This is a genomic window from Paenibacillus sp. FSL K6-1217 (genome assembly GCF_045040735.1).
Classification (GTDB): Bacteria; Bacillota; Bacilli; order Paenibacillales; family Paenibacillaceae; genus Paenibacillus_AQ.
The window spans coordinates 4,378,562-4,400,200 of record NZ_CP150271.1; the positions used below are offsets into that span (position 1 = coordinate 4,378,562).

At 44.8% G+C, this 21,639-nt stretch carries 17 protein-coding genes; all 17 read right to left on the minus strand.

The genetic code is table 11. The features are described from left to right. Nucleotides 1-26: 26 nt before the first annotated feature. The gene (locus MHH28_RS19385) at nucleotides 27-1,748 is read right to left on the minus strand and encodes an alkaline phosphatase (RefSeq protein ID WP_405117177.1); all 1,722 of its coding nucleotides are present in this window, start codon (nucleotides 1,746-1,748) and stop codon (nucleotides 27-29) included. A gap of 197 nt (nucleotides 1,749-1,945) precedes the next feature. Further along, entirely contained in the window at nucleotides 1,946-3,958 is a 2,013-nt protein-coding gene (gene ligA, locus MHH28_RS19390) for an NAD-dependent DNA ligase LigA (protein WP_405104630.1), read from the minus strand. 76 nt (nucleotides 3,959-4,034) lie between these two features. Then, nucleotides 4,035-6,404, minus strand: a complete 2,370-nt coding sequence (gene pcrA / locus MHH28_RS19395; protein ID WP_405104632.1) for a DNA helicase PcrA — start codon at nucleotides 6,402-6,404, stop codon at nucleotides 4,035-4,037. Between the two features lie 49 nt (nucleotides 6,405-6,453). Then, entirely contained in the window at nucleotides 6,454-7,161 is a 708-nt protein-coding gene (locus MHH28_RS19400; RefSeq protein ID WP_036721273.1) for a heptaprenylglyceryl phosphate synthase, read from the minus strand. Between the two features lie 167 nt (nucleotides 7,162-7,328). Next, a complete protein-coding gene (locus tag MHH28_RS19405; protein ID WP_405104634.1) occupies nucleotides 7,329-8,195 on the minus strand; it encodes a phosphatidylinositol-specific phospholipase C/glycerophosphodiester phosphodiesterase family protein in 867 nt (288 codons plus the stop codon). A 120-nt stretch (nucleotides 8,196-8,315) separates the two neighbouring features. Next, nucleotides 8,316-9,716 (minus strand): undecaprenyl-phosphate glucose phosphotransferase, encoded by a 1,401-nt coding sequence (locus MHH28_RS19410; RefSeq protein WP_405104636.1) that lies wholly within the window; start codon nucleotides 9,714-9,716, stop codon nucleotides 8,316-8,318. Next, nucleotides 9,713-10,666, minus strand: a complete 954-nt coding sequence (locus tag MHH28_RS19415) for a glycosyltransferase family 2 protein (RefSeq protein ID WP_405104638.1) — start codon at nucleotides 10,664-10,666, stop codon at nucleotides 9,713-9,715. Before MHH28_RS19415 ends, MHH28_RS19410 begins: the two co-directional genes overlap by 4 nt. 106 nt (nucleotides 10,667-10,772) lie before the next feature. Next, nucleotides 10,773-11,759: a glycosyltransferase family 2 protein gene (locus tag MHH28_RS19420; RefSeq protein WP_405104640.1), complete on the minus strand. Its 987-nt coding sequence runs from the start codon at nucleotides 11,757-11,759 to the stop codon at nucleotides 10,773-10,775. A gap of 175 nt (nucleotides 11,760-11,934) precedes the next feature. Next, complete coding sequence (gene rfbD / locus MHH28_RS19425) at nucleotides 11,935-12,795, minus strand: dTDP-4-dehydrorhamnose reductase (RefSeq protein WP_405117180.1); 861 nt, start codon at nucleotides 12,793-12,795, stop codon at nucleotides 11,935-11,937. 8 nt (nucleotides 12,796-12,803) lie between these two features. Next, entirely contained in the window at nucleotides 12,804-13,826 is a 1,023-nt protein-coding gene (rfbB, locus tag MHH28_RS19430) for a dTDP-glucose 4,6-dehydratase (RefSeq protein ID WP_405104642.1), read from the minus strand. A 182-nt stretch (nucleotides 13,827-14,008) separates the two neighbouring features. Beyond that, nucleotides 14,009-14,413, minus strand: coding sequence for a GtrA family protein (locus MHH28_RS19435; protein ID WP_405104644.1), 405 nt, complete (start codon nucleotides 14,411-14,413; stop codon nucleotides 14,009-14,011). Beyond that, nucleotides 14,364-15,299 (minus strand): glycosyltransferase family 2 protein, encoded by a 936-nt coding sequence (locus tag MHH28_RS19440; RefSeq protein WP_405104646.1) that lies wholly within the window; start codon nucleotides 15,297-15,299, stop codon nucleotides 14,364-14,366. Before MHH28_RS19440 ends, MHH28_RS19435 begins: the two co-directional genes overlap by 50 nt. Further along, nucleotides 15,280-16,377 carry a DegT/DnrJ/EryC1/StrS family aminotransferase gene (locus tag MHH28_RS19445; protein WP_405104648.1) on the minus strand — a complete coding sequence of 366 codons (1,098 nt, stop codon included), beginning with the start codon at nucleotides 16,375-16,377 and terminating at the stop codon, nucleotides 15,280-15,282. Before MHH28_RS19445 ends, MHH28_RS19440 begins: the two co-directional genes overlap by 20 nt. A gap of 32 nt (nucleotides 16,378-16,409) precedes the next feature. Then, nucleotides 16,410-16,964: an acyltransferase gene (locus MHH28_RS19450; protein WP_405104650.1), complete on the minus strand. Its 555-nt coding sequence runs from the start codon at nucleotides 16,962-16,964 to the stop codon at nucleotides 16,410-16,412. Then, nucleotides 16,961-17,374 carry a sugar 3,4-ketoisomerase gene (locus MHH28_RS19455; protein ID WP_405104652.1) on the minus strand — a complete coding sequence of 138 codons (414 nt, stop codon included), beginning with the start codon at nucleotides 17,372-17,374 and terminating at the stop codon, nucleotides 16,961-16,963. Before MHH28_RS19455 ends, MHH28_RS19450 begins: the two co-directional genes overlap by 4 nt. Before the next feature lie 23 nt (nucleotides 17,375-17,397). Further along, nucleotides 17,398-18,747, minus strand: coding sequence for a hypothetical protein (locus MHH28_RS19460; RefSeq protein ID WP_405104653.1), 1,350 nt, complete (start codon nucleotides 18,745-18,747; stop codon nucleotides 17,398-17,400). A 99-nt stretch (nucleotides 18,748-18,846) separates the two neighbouring features. Then, nucleotides 18,847-21,573 (minus strand): YfhO family protein, encoded by a 2,727-nt coding sequence (locus MHH28_RS19465; protein WP_405104655.1) that lies wholly within the window; start codon nucleotides 21,571-21,573, stop codon nucleotides 18,847-18,849. Nucleotides 21,574-21,639: the final 66 nt, after the last annotated feature.

Below are 21,639 nucleotides of genomic sequence, written 5' to 3' on the forward strand. Positions count from 1 at the left end.
TGAATCTGGAGCAATAAGAGCCACTCCTATCTGAGGATAATACGTTCGGACAACGCATCCCAGGTTAAGGTCGTGCCCTTCAACTGGTTGAACGCACTAAGCGGAAGGTAGAGTACATTGTTATCCACATCCACCGTGTAGGCGGCTGCTTTGCTGTTCAGCTTCGCTGTTTTGCCGGTCAGATCGGCCTCGATGGTATTCTTTCCAATAGTGAGCTTGGCAGTAGAGGCGTTCCCTGTATAAGTTCCTCCAAGCGCCTTCACCAGAGCCTGTGCCGGGAACAGCACTTCATTGTCGCGGCTGATTTTGAACTTCGGATAGACGTATTTCGATTGCAGCTCTGCGGAACGCTTGTTCAGATCCAGTCCCAGGATTCCCGCTCCCATAGTTGCGATCTGCGTATTGTCAATCTGTCCCTTCACCTTGTCAGCAATCGGGCCATACGCCCATACCCCAACATCCACCGCAGAGTGGCCGTGACCCGACCAGCCGACCAGCAAGCGCTTGGATATCACGGCATTATATGCACCCTCCCGTTTGTAAGAAGACCCGTCGCCATTCATGATCTGAGTAACTTCCTCCTCTGTCAGATCTGTAATCCAGGTGTTGGCCGTGACGATCTTGCGGATTTCTTCCGGTGTCTGCGCTGCTTCAAGATCCGCCGCCAGACTCTCGGAGGAGTGCTTCTGCTTGTTCCACAGATCGATATTGATCTCATAGATATTGTCACGCGAGAGGGAGAGGCCGCCTGTCTCATGGTCAGCAGTCACTACCACGGAGGTATTGCCGTTTTTCTTCGCAAATTCAACGGCTGTCTTGAAGGCTGCATCGAAGTCGAGCGCTTCCTGCACCAGGGTCGGCAGATCGTTGGCATGACCGGCATGGTCGATACGCCCGCCTTCAATCATCATGACGAAGCCATCTTGATCGGCAGACAGAATATTCAGTGCCTTGGAGGTCATCGCGGCCAGGCTCGGAATCTCCGGGGTGCGGTCAGGGGTATAAGCCACATGGGAGTTGCCGAACAGGCCTAACACCTTGGCATTCTTGGAAGTGAGTGCATTTAAGGCCGAGGTGTTCTCAACCACGGTATAGCCTTTGGCTTTGAAGTCAGGCAGAAGGTTCTTATCCGTACGCTTGCCCTTCTCATCCTTCGTCAGGAAGAACTGCTTCCCGCCGCCCATAAGCACATCGACTCCGCTCTCCAGATACTGTGAGGCAATCGCCGATTCGTTGTCACGGTTACGGACATGGGAAGCGTACACGGCTGGTGTGGCGTGGGTGATCCGGGCAGTGGTCACAAGACCTGTGGCCTTGCCTGCACTCTCGGCAGCTTCAATGATGGAAGCAAAGGGCTTGGAGATATCCTCGTTTGAGACGCTGATGCCCGCATTATAGGTTTTATGGCCTGTAGCAAATGCAGTACCTGCTGAAGCGGAGTCCGTGACGATCCCGGAAACGATTTTCCCGCTGTCTTCTCCCCGGTCTGCATAGGTAGTGGCTTGTCCCACGTAGTAGGGATCGAGGTTCAGGTGATTGACACCCTTGGTGTATTGCTGAAAATATCTTGCCGCAGACACTTGGGCCGGTCCCATGCCGTCGCCGATCAGCACGATCAGATTCTTAGACTGGGCCTTGGCAGCCCCCCCGGAATTGGCCGGGCTCTTGGCCGCACCTGCAAGTGTTGCTCCTGATACTACTGCTGCCGCTAATCCTCCAAAAATCATACCCTTCATTAACTTCTTCATCATATACCCCTTTCTCATTATGACGGTTCTAACCCCAAGCTTACCTTGGAAAGGTTAACTAACTGTGAAAACAAGTATGGAGTTGTATTAAATTATCAAATGTTCACACATACACAAAAAAGCCCTGTACCCCTCCGCCAACAGGCAAAGGAAATACAGGACTCAGTATTCAACTCTATCAGTTGATCGTTCTCACCTTACATCTCCAGCAAGCGGATCAGTTCGTCTTCATCCTCAATGACTTGAATGCCGAGCTGCTGGGCTTTGGCCAGCTTGCTGCCCGCCTTCTCCCCGGCGATGACCAGGTCAGTTTTCTTGGAGACGCTCCCGGATACCTTGGCTCCCAGTGCTTCCAGGCGTTCGGCCGCTTCCTCGCGGGTCATTTTTTGCAGGGAACCGGTCAGGACGACTGTTTTGCCGCTGAAATAGGTATTGGTATTGACTACACGCGGAGCTTCAGGAGCCTTGGCCTCTACCCCCAGCGCCCGCATCCGGTCGATGCTGACCACTACGAACGGATCGGCAAAATAATTCACGATGCTCTCCGCCACAATACCACCAATATCCGGCAGCCCGGCCAGTTCCTCCGCAGTAGCAGCCATTACAGCTTCCAGACTGCGGTAATGGTCAGCCAGCATTCTTGTCGTGGCTTTGCCGGTATTAGGAATGCCCAGGGCATACAGGAAGGAGGCCAGATCTCTGCCCTTGCTGTCTTCGAGTGCCTTCAGCAGATTCGCCGCCTTCTTCTCTCCGAACCGCTCCAGCTTCACCAACTGGTCGAAGGTTAATTCATACAGATCCGCAGGCTCCCGCACACTAAGCTCCTCATGCAGCTGAGCCGCCGTCTTCTCACTGAATGTCTCAATATCCATGGCGTCTCTGGAGGCAAAATGCGTAATCCGGCTGACAATCTGCGGCTTGCAGTCAAGCTTGTTGTTGCAGAACAGATGCGCACCGCGCATCTCCAGCGGGAACTCGCAGGCCGGACACTCCTCGGGGAAGACAATCTCCCCGCCGTCGCTCTCCTCCGTCACCTTGCCCAGAATCTCCGGGATTACATCATTGGAGCGGCGGATGAACACCCGTGTGCCCAGCGCATGCTTCAGGTTCTTGCGTTCAATATCGCCTACATTGTTAAGGGTACAGTTCTGCACAGTAACCCCGGCTAATTCAACAGCTTCCACCCGCGCGAGCGGAGTGACCTTGCCGGTACGGCCGACATTCCAGCTGACGGATTCCAGAATGGTCGTGGTCTCTTCCGCCTCGAATTTATAGGCCACGGCCCAGCGCGGGAACTTGTCGGTATAGCCCAGCGCCTCACGGATGCGGAAGTCCGTGACCTTAATCACCGCCCCGTCAATCAGATAATCAAGACCGGAACGGCTCTCTTCAATCTCTGCCAGCTGCTCGGTCACATCATCGAAATTGCTGAAATAGTTAAGATATGGATTAACCTTGAACCGGTTGCTGCGCAGGAAATCCATCATCTCCTGATGATCGGCGAACTGTACACCCTCTGCATACCCCACATTATAAAAGAAAGCATTCAGCCTGCGGTCGGCAGTCATCTTGGGATTCAGGTTGCGCAGCGCACCCGCTGCACCATTGCGCGCATTCTTCAGCGGCTCTGCGGCGCGGGTATTATAGTCCGCCAGTACAGACAGGTTCATAATCCCCTCGCCCTGCACTTCAATCACGCCTTCCTTGAACGGGATATTCAAGGGAACAGACTTGATCGTCTTCACCTGTGCCAGAATTCCCTCACCTGTCACCCCGTTGCCCCGGGTAGCTGCTTGGACAAGCGCCCCATCACGGTAGGTCAGGTTCAGCGTTAAGCCGTCAAACTTCAGCTCCACCGCATAACACGGCTCGGGCAGCGGATTCTCCGGGTTCTTGGTATTATAATCATTCACCAGCTTCAGCACACGGGTGTTCCAGGTACGAAGCTGTTCAATGTTCTGGGCTTTATCAAGACTCCACAGCGGTGCCAGATGGCGGTGCGGCGTGAAGCCCTTCAGCAGTTCTCCGCCTACCCGTTGGGTCGGGGAATGCGGCAATACAATTCCGCTCTCTGCTTCCAGGGCCACCAGCTTATCGTAGAGCACATCGTATTCCTTGTCGCTGATCTGCGGGGCATCCAGCGTGTAGTAATGATAATTGTATTGATTCAGCTCAGCAACAAGCTCTTCCATCGTGAACATAATATCCATCCGGCACATCCCTCCGTCAAATGGGTTTCCTACGGTTAGCGTGAACCAAAAGCACTGTCGTTAATCGCAAGCTTAGTTATTCAACTTTGGTGATCGGCGCAAAGCCGGCCAGCAGACGCTTGACGCCCATCGGCGCCGGGAAGGCGATCTGCAGCTCCGTATCGTTGCCGCTGCCCTTCACGGCCACAATGGTGCCGATGCCCCATTTGCCGTGGGAGACCTTGTCGCCTGCCTTGAAGCCTCCGGCCTCTGCAGCCGCCCCGGCTCCGCCCGTCGTGCGCTGCGCGCCGCCGGTCGTCACCACGACCCGGCCCGCGCCCGGCACCGCGCTTGCCGAGCTGCCGCTGCCGAAGCTGGCGGCCCCGCCGCCTCCCGGCGCGTTCCCGGCCGCAGCGGTGCGGCTGCCGAAGTTCCCCCGGCCGCCTCCGCTTCCGCCGAAGCCGCGGCCGCCGTAGGCACCGCCTGACTCCGTGCCTCCGCGCCGGAAGCGGTCCGATTCACGGACGGTATCTTCCTTCAGCTCCTCCGGAATCTCCTCCAGGAAGCGGGACGGCGCATTCGCGTTCGTCCGCCCGAACAGCGTGCGCATCCGTGCACAGCTGAGGAACAGCTGCTTCTCCGCACGGGTAATGCCCACATACGCCAGCCGGCGTTCTTCTTCCAGTTCATCATTGTCCTGGAAGGCACGGCTGTGCGGGAATACCCCTTCCTCCATCCCAATGATGAATACGGTCGGGAACTCCAGCCCCTTCGCGCTGTGCATCGTCATCAGCACCACCGCATCGCTGCGTTCTTCTTCATCGTTCACGCTGTCGATGTCTGCAACCAGCGCCAGATCCGTCAGGAAGGAGACCAGCGACTTGTCTTCATTGTTCTTCTCGAATTCCATCGTCACAGACAGGAACTCGTCAATGTTCTCCAGGCGGGAACGGGATTCCAGCGTATTCTCGTTCTGCAGTTCAAGCCGGTACTGGGACAGCTCCAGAATCTTCTCGGTCAGCTCTGTCACCGAGAGGAACTCCACCATCCGGTGCAGGGCTTCGATCATATCGTAGAATTCCACCAGCGTATTGCGGGTCCGTCCGGCGAAGCCGAGATCATCCACCGTCTGCAGCGCCCGGAAAATCGAGACGCCCTGGGCAGCCGCCGCTGCCGCAAGCTTACCCACAGTGGTATCCCCCAGCCCGCGCTTCGGAACATTGATAATCCGCGTCAGGCTGATATCATCATCAGGATTGGACAGCAGGCGCAGATACGCCAGCAGATCCTTAATTTCTTTGCGGTCATAGAACTTGATGCCGCCGACGATCTGATACGGAATATCCGATTTGATCAGAATTTCTTCTATTACACGGGACTGGGCATTCGTACGGTACAGAATCGCATGGTTCTGGTAGGCCTGTCCCTGCTTCACATTCTTACTGATCTCCCCGGTGACGAAATATCCTTCGTCATGCTCAGTGTCACCGCGGAACACCTTAATCTTCGCGCCTTCATCGGAGTCGGTCCACAGCTTCTTCGGCTTGCGGCCCGTATTGAGGGCAATCACGCCGTTGGCGGCATTCAGAATGTTCGAGGTGGAGCGGTAATTCTGCTCCAGCAGAATCGTCTGGGCTTCGGGGTAATCCTCTTCGAAGTTCAAGATGTTCGAGATATCCGCCCCGCGCCAGCGGTAGATGGACTGGTCACTGTCCCCGACCACGCAGATCCGGTGGTGGCCTTCAGCAAGCATCCGGCAGAGCATGTACTGCGCCCGGTTCGTATCCTGATACTCATCGACATGAATATACTTGAACTTCTTCTGATAGAAATCCAGTACATCTGGCTTCTCCTTGAACAGCTCGATCGTCTTCATAATCAGGTCATCGAAATCCAGAGAGTTATTGCTTCTCAGGCGGTGCTGGTATTTGGTGTATACCTTAGCTACCAAGCCTTCAAAATAATCGCCGGCCTTCTGCTCATACTGCGCCGGTGTAATCAGCTCATTCTTGTTCGTGCTGATGACGGCCTGGATGGCCTTCGGCTCGAACTTCTTGGTATCGATATCCAGATCCTTCATACAATTGCGGATAACAGATAGCTGGTCTGTCGAATCCAGAATGGAGAAATTCGAGGTGAAGCCGATCTGATCAATGTCCTTCCGCAGGATCCGCACACACATCGAGTGGAAGGTGGATACCCAGATATCCCGGCCCTCCGGCCCTACCAGCTTGGAGACCCGATCCTGCATCTCCCGGGCGGCCTTATTCGTAAACGTAATCGCCAGAATCGCCCAAGGCGGTGCCTTACGGTTCGCGATCAGCCAGGCAATCCGGTGGGTCAGTACTCGGGTCTTGCCGCTGCCTGCGCCAGCCATGATCAGCAGGGGTCCTTCAGTTGCTTCTACAGCCTGACGCTGCGGGGGATTCAGACGGCTTACGGCGTCCTGTATGTTAACAAGTTGCATGTGTTACATGCTCCTTTCTGAATATAAACTACATCAAGATCTATCCATTCTACCAATCCATCTGCGGGGTATCCCGCACAGCCTGGACCGTCAACAGCGCTTGTTCCACATTACTATAAATAATATTGCCGACCACTACTGTATCACATAGTGCGGCTACATGCATGGCTTCCTCTGGACCTGTAATTCCGCCTCCATAGAAAAGCTGGCTGTGCTCAACCACTTCCCTGACCTCGCGCACAATCTCCAGATCTCCATAACGTCCGCTATATTCAAGGTAGACCACCGGGAGGTTCATCAGCTTGTCTGCAATCTGCGCATAGGCTCCCGCACCAGCCGCATCGAGCGAGCAGTCGGCACCGGTCAGGCGCGCTACCGAGGAATCGCTGTTCAGCACAATATAGCCCTCTGTCAGCAGCAATTCCCATGGGATCAGACTGCCGAAGCGTTCAATGGCCCGGCGGTGATGGCCGAGAATCCATGAAGTATCGTCAGTGTTGAGCACCATGGGAATCATATACAGGTCAAAACCGGGCACAGCGGCCTCCAGATCCGAGATCTCCAGTGCGCAAGGCAGGTCATACTGCCGGATTCTCGCAAGCAGACTCACCGTATTCTCATAAGTCACGCCGGTAGAGCCGCCTACGATAATCGCATCGGTTCCTGACTGGCACACAGCGGCCAGCTCCTTGTCACCAAGCACACGGTCCGGGTCCAGCTTGAATACATGCCGCCATGGCCTGATCATTTGCCGCATCTCGTTCATCTTTGTCCATCCTCATTGTTCATCTAAGTGAATATACACACTCCTGCGCTCGCAAAAATCCGTATCTCTAGTCTAAGTCAGCACGAAGGGGGGTGTCAATTTAAAAGAGAACAAAATGCGAACATTTTTTCGCATATTTGCCTTAGCCTTCTCCTCGATCAGCGGAGACCCTTGATCCGGTTCAAATCATTTTCCGGGACAAAATCAGTATAGAATCCGTTGACGCCCAGCCGGGACAGCTCCACAATCTCCTGCTCATCGTTCACGGTATGCACGTAGACTCTGGCGCCCGCTTTTTTCAAGTTACGCACGAAGGTCTTGGTAGCCCTGGTTGTCGGCATCGTGATGTCCACGCCGGTCTGCTTGACGAATTCAATGACCACCTCGTCGCTGTCCTCTGTCTGGTATAGGGTATAAATGATTTCCGGAAAAGCGTACACCTGCTTCACAACCTCCAGCATCTCCCGGCTGTAAATCTGCGGAACGATCCGCTCCAGCAGCGCAGGGTCCTTCTTCCGGGCGGCTTCTACAATGAGCTGAAATTGCTTCGTTACCTGTTCCGGTTCCAGCTCCTTCGTGTCCGTAACAATATAGGTATCCGGGTAGATCTCCATCAGATTGACGATTTTCTCAATATCCAGCGGAGAGTAGAGCTCCAGCACCGGGCTGTTCATCACTTCATCGTGAGTCAGCACCTCTCCCTGCTTGTCAGGAGGAAGAACCTCCTGTTGACCCAGCTTCTTACTCATACCTGTAGTCCATTCATGACGGGCCACGAGCTGTTCATCACTGGTCAGCAGCAGGTCCGCCTCAAAGATCCGGGTCCCCTGCTCATAGTTCGCAATAAAAGCGTCCTTGGTATTGGTATACGCCTTGTCATTGATTCCGCCCATGGCATGGGCAATGACCCTGTGGGCCGCGAAGCCTGTAGCTGGCTGTTTTTCTTTTCCTCCAAGCATCAATACAAGCAAAAGTGTAACAGCCCCGATCATAGTAATAGAAGCAATAAGCTTTGTTCTCTTCATGATGGCAGTCTCCTTTGCAAGTAGTAGAGAGTCGGCTGAAAAAAGCAAAAACGGCTGTGTCATCCTCAAGGGGCAGCAACCGTTTTTTAGCGGAGAATAGAATATAGATAAGACCGTGTATTAATAAGCGTTCTTAAACCCATTACGAATAGTCTTGGCAATAATCCGGATGTCGAACAGCAGAGACCAGTTCTCGATATAAAAAATATCATGCTTGATCCGGTCCTCAATCGAGGTATCCCCGCGCAGACCGTTACTCTGAGCCCAGCCGGTAATCCCCGGCCGCACATGATGCTTAACCATATACTTCGGAATCTCGCCGCGGAACTGCTCTACAAAATAAGGGCGCTCCGGCCGCGGACCAACCACACTCATCTGCCCGAACAGTACATTAAAGAATTGCGGCAGCTCATCCAGACTCGTTCGGCGGATAAACGTACCAAAGCGGGTCCGGCGCGGATCTTCCTTCGTGCTCCAGCCTGTGTCCACTTCACCGTCCGTCTGCATTTTCATGGAGCGGAACTTGTACATCATGAAATTACGGCGGTTCAGGCCCACCCGCTCCTGCTTGAAAATCACCGGGCCGGGTGAGGTCAGACGCACTCCGAGCGCAACAATCAGCATCACCGGAGACAGCATGAGAATGGCGAACAAGGCGAATACAATATCAAACGCACGCTTTGCCATTTTGTTCCCGGCCATATCCAGCGGAATATCGCGCACATTAATCATCGGCATCCCGGCAAAGTTATCGAAATACGGACGGGCCGGCAGGTAATCGAAGAAATCGGGGATAATCAGCGTCCGCATCCCGGCTTTCTCACAAGTTGCAATAATAGCCGGGTATTTCGAGTGGGCATCCAGCGGCAGCGCCAGAATCACCTCATCGACAGGAAGCATCTCCAGCATAGCCTCCAACTGATCCACTGTACCCAGAATCGGCTTATACCGCTGCTCCTCAATGCCATCCCACTGATGGAAGTCATCCAGGAACCCGATAGCCTCATAGCCCAGCTCCGGATACTGCTCCAGGTTGTTATAGAATCTTTTACCCAATGTGCCTGCACCAAGAATCAGGACGAACTGGCGGTTGAAGCCTTTTTCACGCAGCGACTTCAGCATCTTCTTCAGCACATAACGGTACAGCATAATGGATAGAATATTGAAGCCCATGTAGATCGCCAGGTATTGCCGGGAGATATCAATCTCCCTCAGGAAGAACATCAGGCCCAGCAGGATAAAGATCCCCATGGCATGAACCTGAAAAATCTTGATGAATTCATCAATGAACCGCTTCTTCCGCTTAGGCAAGTATAGAGACACTACAATACCGATCAGTACGGCTATGGCCCCATAGATAATACTCCAGTACCCATAGGATTCTATAGGCAGCGTCCGGTAGGATTCCAGCAAGCCGCTCTTGAACTTCAGCCACCAGGCCGCAAGGAAGGACAGCTGGATCACCAGGAAGTCAGCCACCATATATAATTGGGTCAAAAACTTTTGATTCCGGCGAATCATAATCTCACCTCAGCCTTCGATTCATTGCGGATACCGGCTTCCCCGGGAACATTCAGACTCTGTGCGGGTGTAGGTACCTTACGCGGGGCAATCAATGCGTTGCGCAGCAGCGATAAAGTGAACTTCACGCCGACGCCCGCATAGACCGCTCCATTTATCATACTGTTGTAACGGCGGCTATAATGCTTCTTATGAAATAAAATCATGGCCCGGTGGAACTCATACACAATCTTGAACGGCCTGCGCCGCGCACTGCCACCCTTGAGGTGCACGATTGACGTCTGCGGATAATAATAAATTCCCCAGCCCGCTTCCTTAATCCGGTAACACCAGTCCAAATCCTCTCCATACATGAAAAAGGTATCATCCAGCCCACCCACCTGCTCAATCGTCTCCCGGCGCAGCAGCATGAACGCTCCAACCAGACAATCTACCGGATATTCATCATCCGGGTCCAGATAGCCAAGCTGGTAGCCGTTGAACTTCGGACGGTCCGGGAACAGCTTACTGAAGCCAAAGGCATAATAAAAGGACGCAGACGGTGTCGGGAACCCTCTCCGGCAGGCCTTATCCAGCGACCCATCCGGCAGAATCACCTTACACCCGGACGCGCCAAGATCCGGACGGCTGTCCATGAACGCCAGCATCGTCTCCAGCGTATCCTTACGGATCACTGTATCCGAATTGAGCAGCAGCACATAACGCCCGGAAGCGACCTCCATCCCCTGGTTATTCCCCTTGGCAAAGCCTACATTCTCCGAATTGGCGATTAACAGCACCTCCGGAAACTCCTTGCTTATCGTCTCCACCGAGTTATCCTGGGAGTTATTATCGACTAGAATAATTTCATAGGAATACCTTGTCTCCGAATCATACACCGACCTCAGACAATCCATCGTCAGGCGGCATGTATTGTAATTTAGAATCAATATACTAACATCTACATTCACTGCTATACTCTCCTGACAAATATAGTAATCTATCGACAATTATTATAACACAAAAACCCCGCTGATAGGCAGCGCCTATTCAGGGAGGTTTTTACAAGGCTATCAGTCATTCCCCGGCAGGCTTGACTCTCTCCTGAATATACCGGCGCTTGCGCTTCAGGGCTGCTCTCTGTGCAAAAAAGGATTTCCAAGCTCCCAGCAGCTTAGGCTCTTTCAATAGCGAGTAGCCATGTGCGGCGATCTCGTAAGGAAGAGAATTTAGCAGAGTGAGCAGCAGTGTGCGGGAGGGCTCGTTCTTGTATATCATTTTATACCGATTAATATAGGAGATCCGCTTGATGAACATCGCTTTACCACTCCGGCCGGACGTCTTCCACCCCCGCTCATGGTAGCCTAGCGCTTCCGCATCATAGTAGGCCTTCCAGCCGAACAATTCCGCACGCCAAGCCACATCCACATCTTCCTTATACGCAAAAAAATCCGCGTCGAAAAACTCCCCCTCCACGCTGATATCTTCAATCATCCGCCGCGAGTACATCGCCGCTGCACCGGAGACACCCAATACTTCGCCAGACTCATTCCACTGGTCAGCAGGCTCTCCCGCTCCACGGTCAAACGCCCTCCGCGCCTTATTCATCCGCAGTCCGGTACTATCCACCAGCGTATGATCCGCCTTCAGCAGCAGCTTGCCTGTGGCACTGCCGATTCGGGAGTCCGCTTCCATCTGGGCGACCAGCCTGGATATATAGTCCGGGGCCAGCGTAAGATCCGGGTTCAACACCAGCACATAATCGGTCGTAGTCCCGGCAATCGCCTGATTGTGCGCAGGGGCGAAGCCGGTGTTATGTTCATTTTCCAGAAGGACCAGGGTTGGGTTGGATATGCTATTCTCATAAGCTCCGGATTGAGCCGCTGCTGTGTGCTCTTGATAGAACGCCCTCACCTTCTCCGCCGATCCGTCTGTGGATGCATTATCCACCACTACAATCTTTTTGACCGGATAATCTTGAGTGAGCACAGCTGACAAGCATTCCGCAATATCATCTGCGCTGTTATAAGTAACAATATGCACACTGACTGTTTTAAGTTTCATGGGGTACCTCGAATTCCATATATTCATTGTACGAACCTGTTACTCCCCATTATAACGAAAACAGAGGTGCCGGGCTATGGAAGGTTGTTGAATCGCTCTCATCAAGACTATCGAATTACAATAAGAAACCCCTAACCATTAAAATGGATTAGGGGTTCTTCAACATATCCTGCAGCTATTTCAGCTCCAGCAAAAAGTCTCTCAGCCCTTCCCGCCATGGACGGATATCCTGGAACCCGTTGGTACGGATGGCCAGATGCTCCATCACAGAGTTACGCGGACGCGGCGCTGGACGGGGGAATTGCTCCGTAGCACAAGGCTCAAGCTTCGCCGTGAATTTTAGCCCTAGAAGTCCCTCCGCCTCTGCAAAGATCGCCTGAGTGAACTCATACCAAGTGCAGGAATCACTGTTCGAGGCATGGTATACTCCATACTTTTCAGTCTGAATCAGCTCCAGCAGGAATCTGGCCAAGTCCACTGTATAGGTAGGCGAGCCCTTTTGGTCGTCTACCACCTGCAGCAGCGGCTTTTCCTGCCCCAGCTTCAGCATCGTTTTCACAAAATTATTGCCATACTTCCCGTAGACCCATGAGGTGCGTACGATGAAATACTTAGAAGATAACGACTGGACTAATACCTCTCCAGCCCGTTTGGACTTCCCGTAGATACTCTTCGGATCGGTATTATCATATTCATGGTAAGGCTGCTCCCCCATGCCGTCGAACACATAATCCGTGCTGATATAGACCAGCTTAGCCCCTGCCTTCTCAGCAGCGAGTGCCACATTGCGGCTTCCAGTAGCATTAATCAGGTACGCTGCATCCACATCAGTCTCAGCTGCATCCACCGCCGTATGAGCCGCACAATGAATGACAGCATCGGGAGCGAATGCACCAATCGTCTGTTGGCACTGGTCCAGATCGGTAATATCCATCTCCTGACGGTCACAGCCCAGCACTTCATACCCTTGCCCTTGAAGCAAAAGCATAAGATCCTGCCCCAGTTGCCCGCCAGAGCCTGTGACAAACACCTTCATCTTCGCCATTACAGAGAATCCCCCAGACGGGTACCGTACTGGAGTGCGGCATATTTCTGGTATTCGCCAGACTGAATGCGAGTCCACCATTCCTTGTTATTCAGATACCACTGAATAGTTTCCTTAATGCCGGTTTCGAACGTGTGCTTAGGCTTCCAGCCCAGCTCGTTCGTAATCTTTGTTGGATCAATGCCATAACGACGATCATGCCCTGGACGATCCTGAACATACGTAATCAGCGAATCCGGCTTGCCGAGCTCTTGAAGCACAGTATTCACGATATGCACATTCGTCCGCTCATTGTTGCCGCCGATATTGTACACCTCACCATTCACACCTTCATGAATAACAAGATCAATCGCGCTGCAGTGATCTTCAACATATAACCAGTCACGGATATTCATTCCGTCTCCATACACAGGCAAAGCCTGATCTGCCAGCGCACGCGAGATCATCAGCGGAATCAGCTTCTCCGGGAATTGATAAGGACCATAGTTATTCGAGCATCGGGTAATGTTCACCGGCAACCCAAAGGTTTCATGATAAGCACGCACCAGCAAGTCTCCGCCTGCTTTACTTGCAGAATACGGGCTGTTCGGCGTCAGTGGAGTCTCTTCCGTGAACAGACCTGTAGCACCAAGCGATCCATAGACCTCATCCGTGGAGACTTGAACGAACTTAGTTACACTGTATTTCTTAGCCGCATCCAGCAGCACTTGAGTGCCCAGCACATTCGTCTTCACAAACACTTCCGGCTCCAGAATACTCCGGTCCACATGCGACTCCGCCGCAAAGTTAACCACCACGTCTACACCGTCACCGATCAGCTTATCCATCGCCGCTGCATCAGTAATATCCGCCTTTACGAACGTATAGTTCGGATGATTCTCAACCGATTTCAGGTTTTCCAGATTCCCCGCATACGTCAGCGCATCGACGTTGACGATCTGGTAATCAGGATGTTGCTGCAGCATGTAGATTACGAAGTTGCTGCCGATAAAGCCGGCTCCGCCGGTGATTAGGAGTTTCATTTTGTACCCACCCTTATTAGTAGTTAAGATTAATGGCCATTCTCATTATGGGGCAATTATCTGTTATAAACATTACAGTCCCATCATATCTTATGCTCTAGGTCATTCCATAGTATGCCCCGGTCATTCTCAGTGGAATAAAATTCGTCTATTTTGAATTTAACGTAGGTAAATATTATTTGTTATTTGCTTTTTATAATAAGCTTAGAAAGAACAAAAGTAACTGGAATAGTCACTACAACAACAATTAAAGGTACAATCTTTGTAGATAGATGGAGATGTTCTACTAAAATATATAACATTAATAAATTAATGAAATATTGTATTAAATACACAATGGGAAATTTAAGAAATTTTTCGATTGACATTTTCTCTTTAAATACAAATACTGTATTCAAGTAATAGGACAGAAATATTCCGGAAACGTAAGAAACCGTATATGATAAAGAATAATTCAAAAAAAGTAGCAGTAGCAAATACATTAAATATGTAGTTAATGTATTAATCCCACCACTTACGACAAATTTCAAGAATTCTTTATTCAAAAGTTTGGTCAATAACGTAGGACGGCCGCTCTCTACTTTCATCTAATATCCTCCATAGATATTCACCAATAATACCCAACATTATCATAATGATTCCCAATAAAAAAGTAATTAAAGCAATAATTGTAGTCCAACCTTGAAGCTCGATAAATCCGGATAAAGTTCCCACTATTACAAAAACTCCGTATAAAAAACTTAAAATGGCTGTTATAACCCCTATAAAGGACATAAAACGGATTGGAGAATATGAGAAGCTTACAAAGGAATCAATAAAAAGCTTTATTTTTTTTGAAAGTGTCCATCTCGACTTGCCCAATTTTCTTTCCTGTCTTACATAAGGAATTTGCACTTGATCATGTCCGAGCCAATATATAAGACTCATAATATTAGTATTTTTTTCTTCGATCCTAACCACTTCATGAACAACCTGTTTATCTATTAGCAAAAAGTCGAATCCGCCCTTTGGATATCCCTTTAAAGCAAATTTCTCCAGCAACAAATAATAAGTATTAGAAAATAGTTTCTGAGAAAACGATTCTTCCCTGTCTTCTCTTGTAGCAAGCACAACTTTTTTTCCAGATCTCCAGTATTCTATCATTTCTTTAAATAATTCAGGAGGGTCTTGTAAGTCAGCCGCAATGATCCCAACGCAATCGCCAGTAGTATAGTTTAGGCCTGCTTGTATTGCAGACATTGAACCAAAATTACGACTTAACTTGATGACTTTAATTCGTGAATCTTGTTTTTTCGCCTCCATCAAGAGCGAAAACGATCTATCCTTTGAGCCATCATCAACAAATACAAACTCAAAATCACAATCCGGTATAATATTCTCTAAGTCCTTCAATCGCGGAATAGTATGTGGAATATTCAATTCGTTATAATAAATAGGTACAACGATCGATAACTTAATTCGGTCTATACTCATTTACAACCTCCACAATTCTTTTAACATCATCCATTTCCATCACTGGACTGATTGGAAGGCTCACAATTTCAGCATGAATTTTCTCAGAAAGGGGGAACACCATCTCACTCCACTCTTTATAAGCCTCTTGTTTATGAGGAGGAATAGGGTAATGAACCATTGTTTGAATTTCATTATTGGTCATATAATCTATAAAATGACTTCTTGACGGGGTCCTCACAACAAATACATGCCACACATGTGATAACGGTCCCTCTTCTACGCTTGGTAATACAATATGGTTATTATTGATATTATCTAAATAATATATAGCTATCTTTCTTCTATAGTCATTATCTTGATCCAGATATTTTAATTTCATACTCAAGATAGGAGCTTGAAACTCATCTAATCTGCTATTATATCCTTTAAATAGATTTTCGTATTTCTTATGCGATCCATAATTCCTTAAAGCGTGAAGATCTTTATACAGATTTTCATCATTTGTTGTAATTGCCCCAGCGTCTCCTAAAGCACCTAGGTTTTTACCCGGATAAAAACTAAATGCTGCAGCATCTCCCAAGTTTCCAACCTTTCTGTTACCATAAACAGCACCATGAGCTTGAGCACAATCTTCAATTATCTTTAAGTTATATTTTTCTGCGATATTTATTATAGGTTCCATATTACATGACTGGCCATAAAGGTGAACAACCAAAATTGCTTTAGTATTAGAAGTTATACTTTCTTCAATCTTGTTAGGATCTAAATTGTATGTTGTTAAGTTTGGTTCTACTAATATAGGCGTTGCCCCATTTGCAGATATAGATAATATGGATGCAATGTAAGTATTTGAAGGTACAATTACTTCATCCCCAGGACCAATGTTGTAAGCTCTCATTATTAATTCCAGGGCATCTAAACCGTTTGCTACTCCCAGAGCATATTCAGTACCGCAATAAGTAGCAAATTCCTTTTCAAATGCTTTAACTTCCTCACCAAGGATATACCACCCGGAGTGTAGGACTTTATGAACACTATCTAATATTTCCGTTTCATGACGCAGATTAATCTTCTTTAAATCAAGGAAAGGGATCATTTTAACCCACCTGTTCTATTTCGAGTAATTTATTAGTTTTCAATAATAATCTCGTTTTTTAAAGAGTACTGCTTACCGCAAGCTGGACAAGAGAATTGTTGACTCAATTTCTCACCACAATTACAAATGTAGCCTTTGAATTTAGCTGGATTTCCATACCAAAGTGTATTATTAGGAATATTTTTAGTTACCAGCGAGCCAGCCCCTACCATGGCATACTTACCAATAGTGTTCCCTGCGATTATAGTTGCGTTTGCACCTATTGAAACCCATTCCTCAAGTATAGTTTCAAGAAATTCACTTGGGTACTGTTTGGAGCGCGGTCTAAGATCATTAGTAAAGGTAACATTGGGTCCAATAAAAACGTTATCTTTTATTCTAACGCCATCCCAAATATAGACTCCTGATTTAACTGTAACATTATCTCCCAAAACAACATCATTTTCAATAAAAGTATGGTCATTAATGTTACAATTCGATCCAATCATCGCATTAGGTAAGATATGTGCGAACGCCCAAATGCGAGTGTCCGCTCCAATTTCCTCAGATTCGACAATAGCCTGTGGATGAGTAAAGTAGTGTTTCATCCCCCATACACCTCTTTGAATTTTTCATAATCACGAATATAATCTTCTGCATCATATAGATGTGATGCAAGTACGAGAAGAACACAGTCTGCTGAGAAATCATACATTTCATGCCAATCATTTGGTTCAAGAATTAAAACTTTTGTAGGTGAATCTAATAATACGTCTGTCTTTCTTTTGATGTTATCTAGATATACTTTGCAATTACCAGAAACACATACCAGTGCTTGCCTCGTCTTATAGTGAGCGTGAAATCCTCTCCGCACTCCTGTTATAGTATTATAAATATAAAATATACGATTAATTCCGAATGGAATCGATTTATTGCCCTCTAAAACGGTTAATAGCCCTCTTTCATCTCCAAGTTCCTCAATTTCTATTATTTCACTGTAATTAACCACTGAATCCATTTTATATCCTCCCTAATATTCACCTAAAAATCCAACCAATTGATTCTTCCTGTTTGAAAATCTATTAAAAATGACAAGTAAAATAATGAAATCAACAATATAATATTAATAATTGAAAATTTAAAAAATTTATTTATTTTTATTGATTTATCTATTTTCTTGTTACTTATATAATCCCACAAGTGCTGCGTGCTGATTCCTGCAAAGGGGAGGATGAGTACAAATAATGGATAACCAAACCTTGATTCGATTATAGTAGTTCCGATAAATCCCCAGTATATTAAAAATGAACTTACTAATGAAAGTATAATAAATCTCTCTAGTATAGTTTTATTGTTTTTAATAAATAAATACAATCCATAAAAACCAAAAATCCAGAATAAATATAAAAACAAAGATCCAAAAATTCTACTTATGGAGTAATAATCAGTAATGTATGTTTTTATATATCCCCAGTCTAGCACACCAAATAAATGAGAAGAATAAACTGTTATAAATGCTAGGAAGTTAGTATGAATTAATTCAAATATTCCATTTTTCAACGAATCGATTGAGTATGGTGCAGGAAAAAATAATTGTGCATTTTCACCTGGGATAACTACTGTTCCATATTTAAGATTAGAAGCTGCTAAATTACTTTGAAATTCATATAAATTAGCATGAATTAATGGCGTCCAGTGATCAAACTGTTTAATATTATTATATAATTGCGGAAAAAATATAATTAACATGATACAAGCAAAAAAAACAACCTTCTTAAGGTTAACATCTTTAATTACTTTTTTACGAATTATCATTAAGCAAAATACTATTGGAATAAAAACGATTGATGAAGGGCGTATCATTGTAGCAATATAACCAAAAGAAAAGATCAATAGATACGTTCTATTCTTATCATAATCCCCGAATATCAAATAAGTTAACGCTAGTAAAACGCAACAAGTGGCTAAAAGATCCGTTAAGAATAAAGTAGTTGATTGAACTAAATAGGGGTTTAGTAACCCAAAAAATAATATTCCAAGACTTAAAGATTCGCGGCGAGAAATTTCAAACATTTTCTCGCTAATTAACCAAATAGTATAAGCATAGAATAAATACTGAAAAACGCTCATTATAATCTTTATTAAAGCAATATCGCCATTTGTAAATATACTAATTATAGCTATTAAAAGTGAATAGAAATAAGTCCTCAATTCATCAGTAATATTAAACAAACCTTGGTTTAAAATCATTTTGCTAATATTTATGTAGCCCGTTTCATCGTAATAATTAACTTGATAATTCTCCCTTAAATAATACAGGAATAAAAATAAAGAGGATACAAAAATTATTATTTTAATTTTCCTATACCTATTAAATAATAAAATGTTCATTTTTAATTATGCTCCTTTAGCCAACTAGATTTTCTTTATAAGATTCCTCTTTAAATTTCCCACAAGAAATCCTACCAGAAAATATAAAGCAAATCTGCCTCAAGTCTTACTCGATTTTAATCTGAATATATACCTAAGTTTCTTAATATTAACTACTAGAATTACAACTAGTGAAAAAATCGTTATTAGAAGTCCTTTAATTAATAATGGAGGCATATAACTCAACTCCACTATATTATCCCCTTTTTGTAAGTCAATACCAATAAATCCTAAATTAATATTCGAGACATCAACTTTTTTGCCATTAATTTTAGCCTTCCAACCCTTATCATAGGGAATTGATAAGAAAAGTTTTTTAGGGGTGTCTGTTTCTATACTTCCTTTAATAAAGTCGTTAGTTTGCGAAAATAAATTAAAAGTATTTTTCTTTAGGTTATTGATATCATCTAATGATTCGTTACTAATAATTTGCATTTTAAAGTCAGATATGGTGAAAGTACCGGGGGCATTTGAAATATCAAACCTCATTTGTTCGATATCTGGATAATCAAAAATAAATTCTAAGTAATTATCACCAGCGATATAATTAAAAGATCTAGTATTCTCCTCTACGAAATTATTTTCCTTTCCAAAGAATAGCTGTCCACTAGATGATATATTACTATTAAATTTCAGGGACAGTTTAACCTTTCGCTTCATATTTTCATTCTTAATTAGAGGTAGAACGATCTGCGGGTCATTATTTAAAGCATTAAATGTGAAAACAGTCCCTAAGTCTCCATTTACAGGTTCTATATTTATTAAGCTAATATTTTTTTCATTTAATGGGAGTGTGTTAAAAACATTAGAAGCATCTATTCTACTCAAATCAATACTCTTGTATGTAAGAGCATCTTCAGCAACTTCTTTAGAAACAAATGATTTTAATAGGATATCACTACGTTCGGAAACATTGAATTTCGAAAATTCTTCATAAGAAATAAAATTGTCATATGCAAAACCTAAAGGCAAAGCATAGTCATCTTGATATATTTTTATATTTCCACTTTCATTGATAAGTCTATATCCATTAGGTAAAATTGCTGCATTGTTAACTAAAAAGTATTTAACACCTAATAGCCTATTTAAATTGGTGTTAGAATCTAATCCCGTGAGGTAATTGGGATGATTTATATTTTTGAATGGAACTTCCATACTTCTAAGAAAATCTAAATATGCAGGTTGATTTAAAGAATTATATGATTTGACTCCTTTATATCCTTGGATCATTGCGTCAGCATAAAATACAGAATTATAACTTTTATCTATTCTGTAAAATCCAAGATCATTACTGGATATATACTCTAAAGCATTCTTAGTATAATCATTATAACCTGTACTTGATTCAATTGTTTCCTTACTTAGCATAACTCTATTCACAGTTATAGATGAAAAAGATGCTAGTTCTAAACATATTAATATTAAAAACACTCTTTTAAATAAACTAATATATATATATTTCATATTAAGACAATATAGAGCCAGTAATACTAAAGAAATAAATAGATATTTAAATGAATGTGTAAAAAACTCACCCCAATTCAACAAATCATTTCCGATCAACAAAGAAGTTATAGACGTAAATAAGAAAAATGAGAATAATATCATTAAAAATCCTGTATTTATTTTCAATTTTCTTTCAAATATATAATTAAGAGATTTAGCATTAATTATAGAAACAAAAACAATTATTATGAATGTCCAACGATATGAGTTTGCACTAAAAGCATTTAATAACAGTGAAGAGAATGGAAATAGTAAGAAAAGAAAAAGAACTAACAAAAGAAGTCCATATATAATTCTACTTTTTCGATTAGAATGAACAAAAAACAAGGGAACTAAAACAAGTGATACCGTGCCCGTATATAACATTGGAGCTTCATAATAGTTCCAAACACCATGAAATTGATTTCCTGTCCCAAGTATATCATTTGAGAAAATCCTGAAAATTATAGTTAAATAGTCAATAACATTAGCAAAACTCAAAATATCCGCACCAAAAAATTGTCCATTAATTCTAGGGTTATTCAAAGCTACGTAAATTGATGGCAGTAAAATAAAGCTACTTAATCCTATTGCTAAAATAGAATACCCCGCAATTTTAGATATATATTCAAAAAAAGTCTTAGTATTAAACTTAAATTCTTCAAAATATCTTATTAATACATATATAACAAAAAACGCAACAAACATATACAAAAAGTAATAACTACTTAATGATACAAAGAACAAAGAAATAATATATAAAATATTTTTTTTCTCTTTAAGCCACTTTTCAAATCCTAATAATACAAATGGTATAAATACAATTATTGTCCCCATATGGTAATGCTGTCCCCATAAAATGATAAAACCATTAAACCCGAATAATAATGATGCTATTAAAGATGCATATTTATTAACACCTATATATTTCAAGTAAGTATAAAATCCTAAGGCTGCAATCATAATTTTCATCAATGCAATGTATGGTAATACATAAACTAAAAGATGGGGTCCCCAAAGTGCAGCAAGAATATTAAATGGGTCAGTAAGAATTGGATTAGTTGAAAATAAACTTGTTCCTATTCCTATATTAAAAGACCAAAAAGAAAAGTCGCCTGAATATATCATTTTCGATAAATAAGTTAGATATGGCCAATATGAGTTAATAGTATCATTACCTACATCATTATAAATATAGACATTCTTTAAGAAGAAAAAGTCTTTAAACACAAACAAACCAATCATTACCAAACCAAAAATCAATATAATCATTTCTTTTTCAATATTCTTAATTTTCCTCATAGTTGTCTCCAATTCAGTTGATACTTAATTACTTGTTGAAAAAAATACAGTCAAATAAACCAAGTT

Coding starts and splice junctions, on each gene's coding strand:
- MHH28_RS19455 (WP_405104652.1), bottom strand. CDS start 17,374: ATGGATTCAGTGGTTAATTACAGTGAAATAATAGAAATTGAGGAACTT.
- rfbD (WP_405117180.1), bottom strand. CDS start 12,795: ATGAAGGTGTTTGTCACAGGCTCTGGCGGGCAACTGGGGCAGGATCTT.
- MHH28_RS19410 (WP_405104636.1), bottom strand. CDS start 9,716: ATGATTCGCCGGAATCAAAAGTTTTTGACCCAATTATATATGGTGGCT.
- MHH28_RS19460 (WP_405104653.1), bottom strand. CDS start 18,747: ATGAACATTTTATTATTTAATAGGTATAGGAAAATTAAAATAATAATT.
- MHH28_RS19435 (WP_405104644.1), bottom strand. CDS start 14,413: ATGAAAGTAGAGAGCGGCCGTCCTACGTTATTGACCAAACTTTTGAAT.
- ligA (WP_405104630.1), bottom strand. CDS start 3,958: ATGGATATTATGTTCACGATGGAAGAGCTTGTTGCTGAGCTGAATCAA.
- MHH28_RS19440 (WP_405104646.1), bottom strand. CDS start 15,299: ATGAGTATAGACCGAATTAAGTTATCGATCGTTGTACCTATTTATTAT.
- MHH28_RS19445 (WP_405104648.1), bottom strand. CDS start 16,377: ATGATCCCTTTCCTTGATTTAAAGAAGATTAATCTGCGTCATGAAACG.
- MHH28_RS19385 (WP_405117177.1), bottom strand. CDS start 1,748: ATGAAGAAGTTAATGAAGGGTATGATTTTTGGAGGATTAGCGGCAGCA.
- MHH28_RS19420 (WP_405104640.1), bottom strand. CDS start 11,759: ATGAAACTTAAAACAGTCAGTGTGCATATTGTTACTTATAACAGCGCA.
- MHH28_RS19465 (WP_405104655.1), bottom strand. CDS start 21,573: ATGAGGAAAATTAAGAATATTGAAAAAGAAATGATTATATTGATTTTT.
- MHH28_RS19400 (WP_036721273.1), bottom strand. CDS start 7,161: ATGCGGCAAATGATCAGGCCATGGCGGCATGTATTCAAGCTGGACCCG.
- rfbB (WP_405104642.1), bottom strand. CDS start 13,826: ATGAAACTCCTAATCACCGGCGGAGCCGGCTTTATCGGCAGCAACTTC.
- pcrA (WP_405104632.1), bottom strand. CDS start 6,404: ATGCAACTTGTTAACATACAGGACGCCGTAAGCCGTCTGAATCCCCCG.
- MHH28_RS19450 (WP_405104650.1), bottom strand. CDS start 16,964: ATGAAACACTACTTTACTCATCCACAGGCTATTGTCGAATCTGAGGAA.
- MHH28_RS19405 (WP_405104634.1), bottom strand. CDS start 8,195: ATGAAGAGAACAAAGCTTATTGCTTCTATTACTATGATCGGGGCTGTT.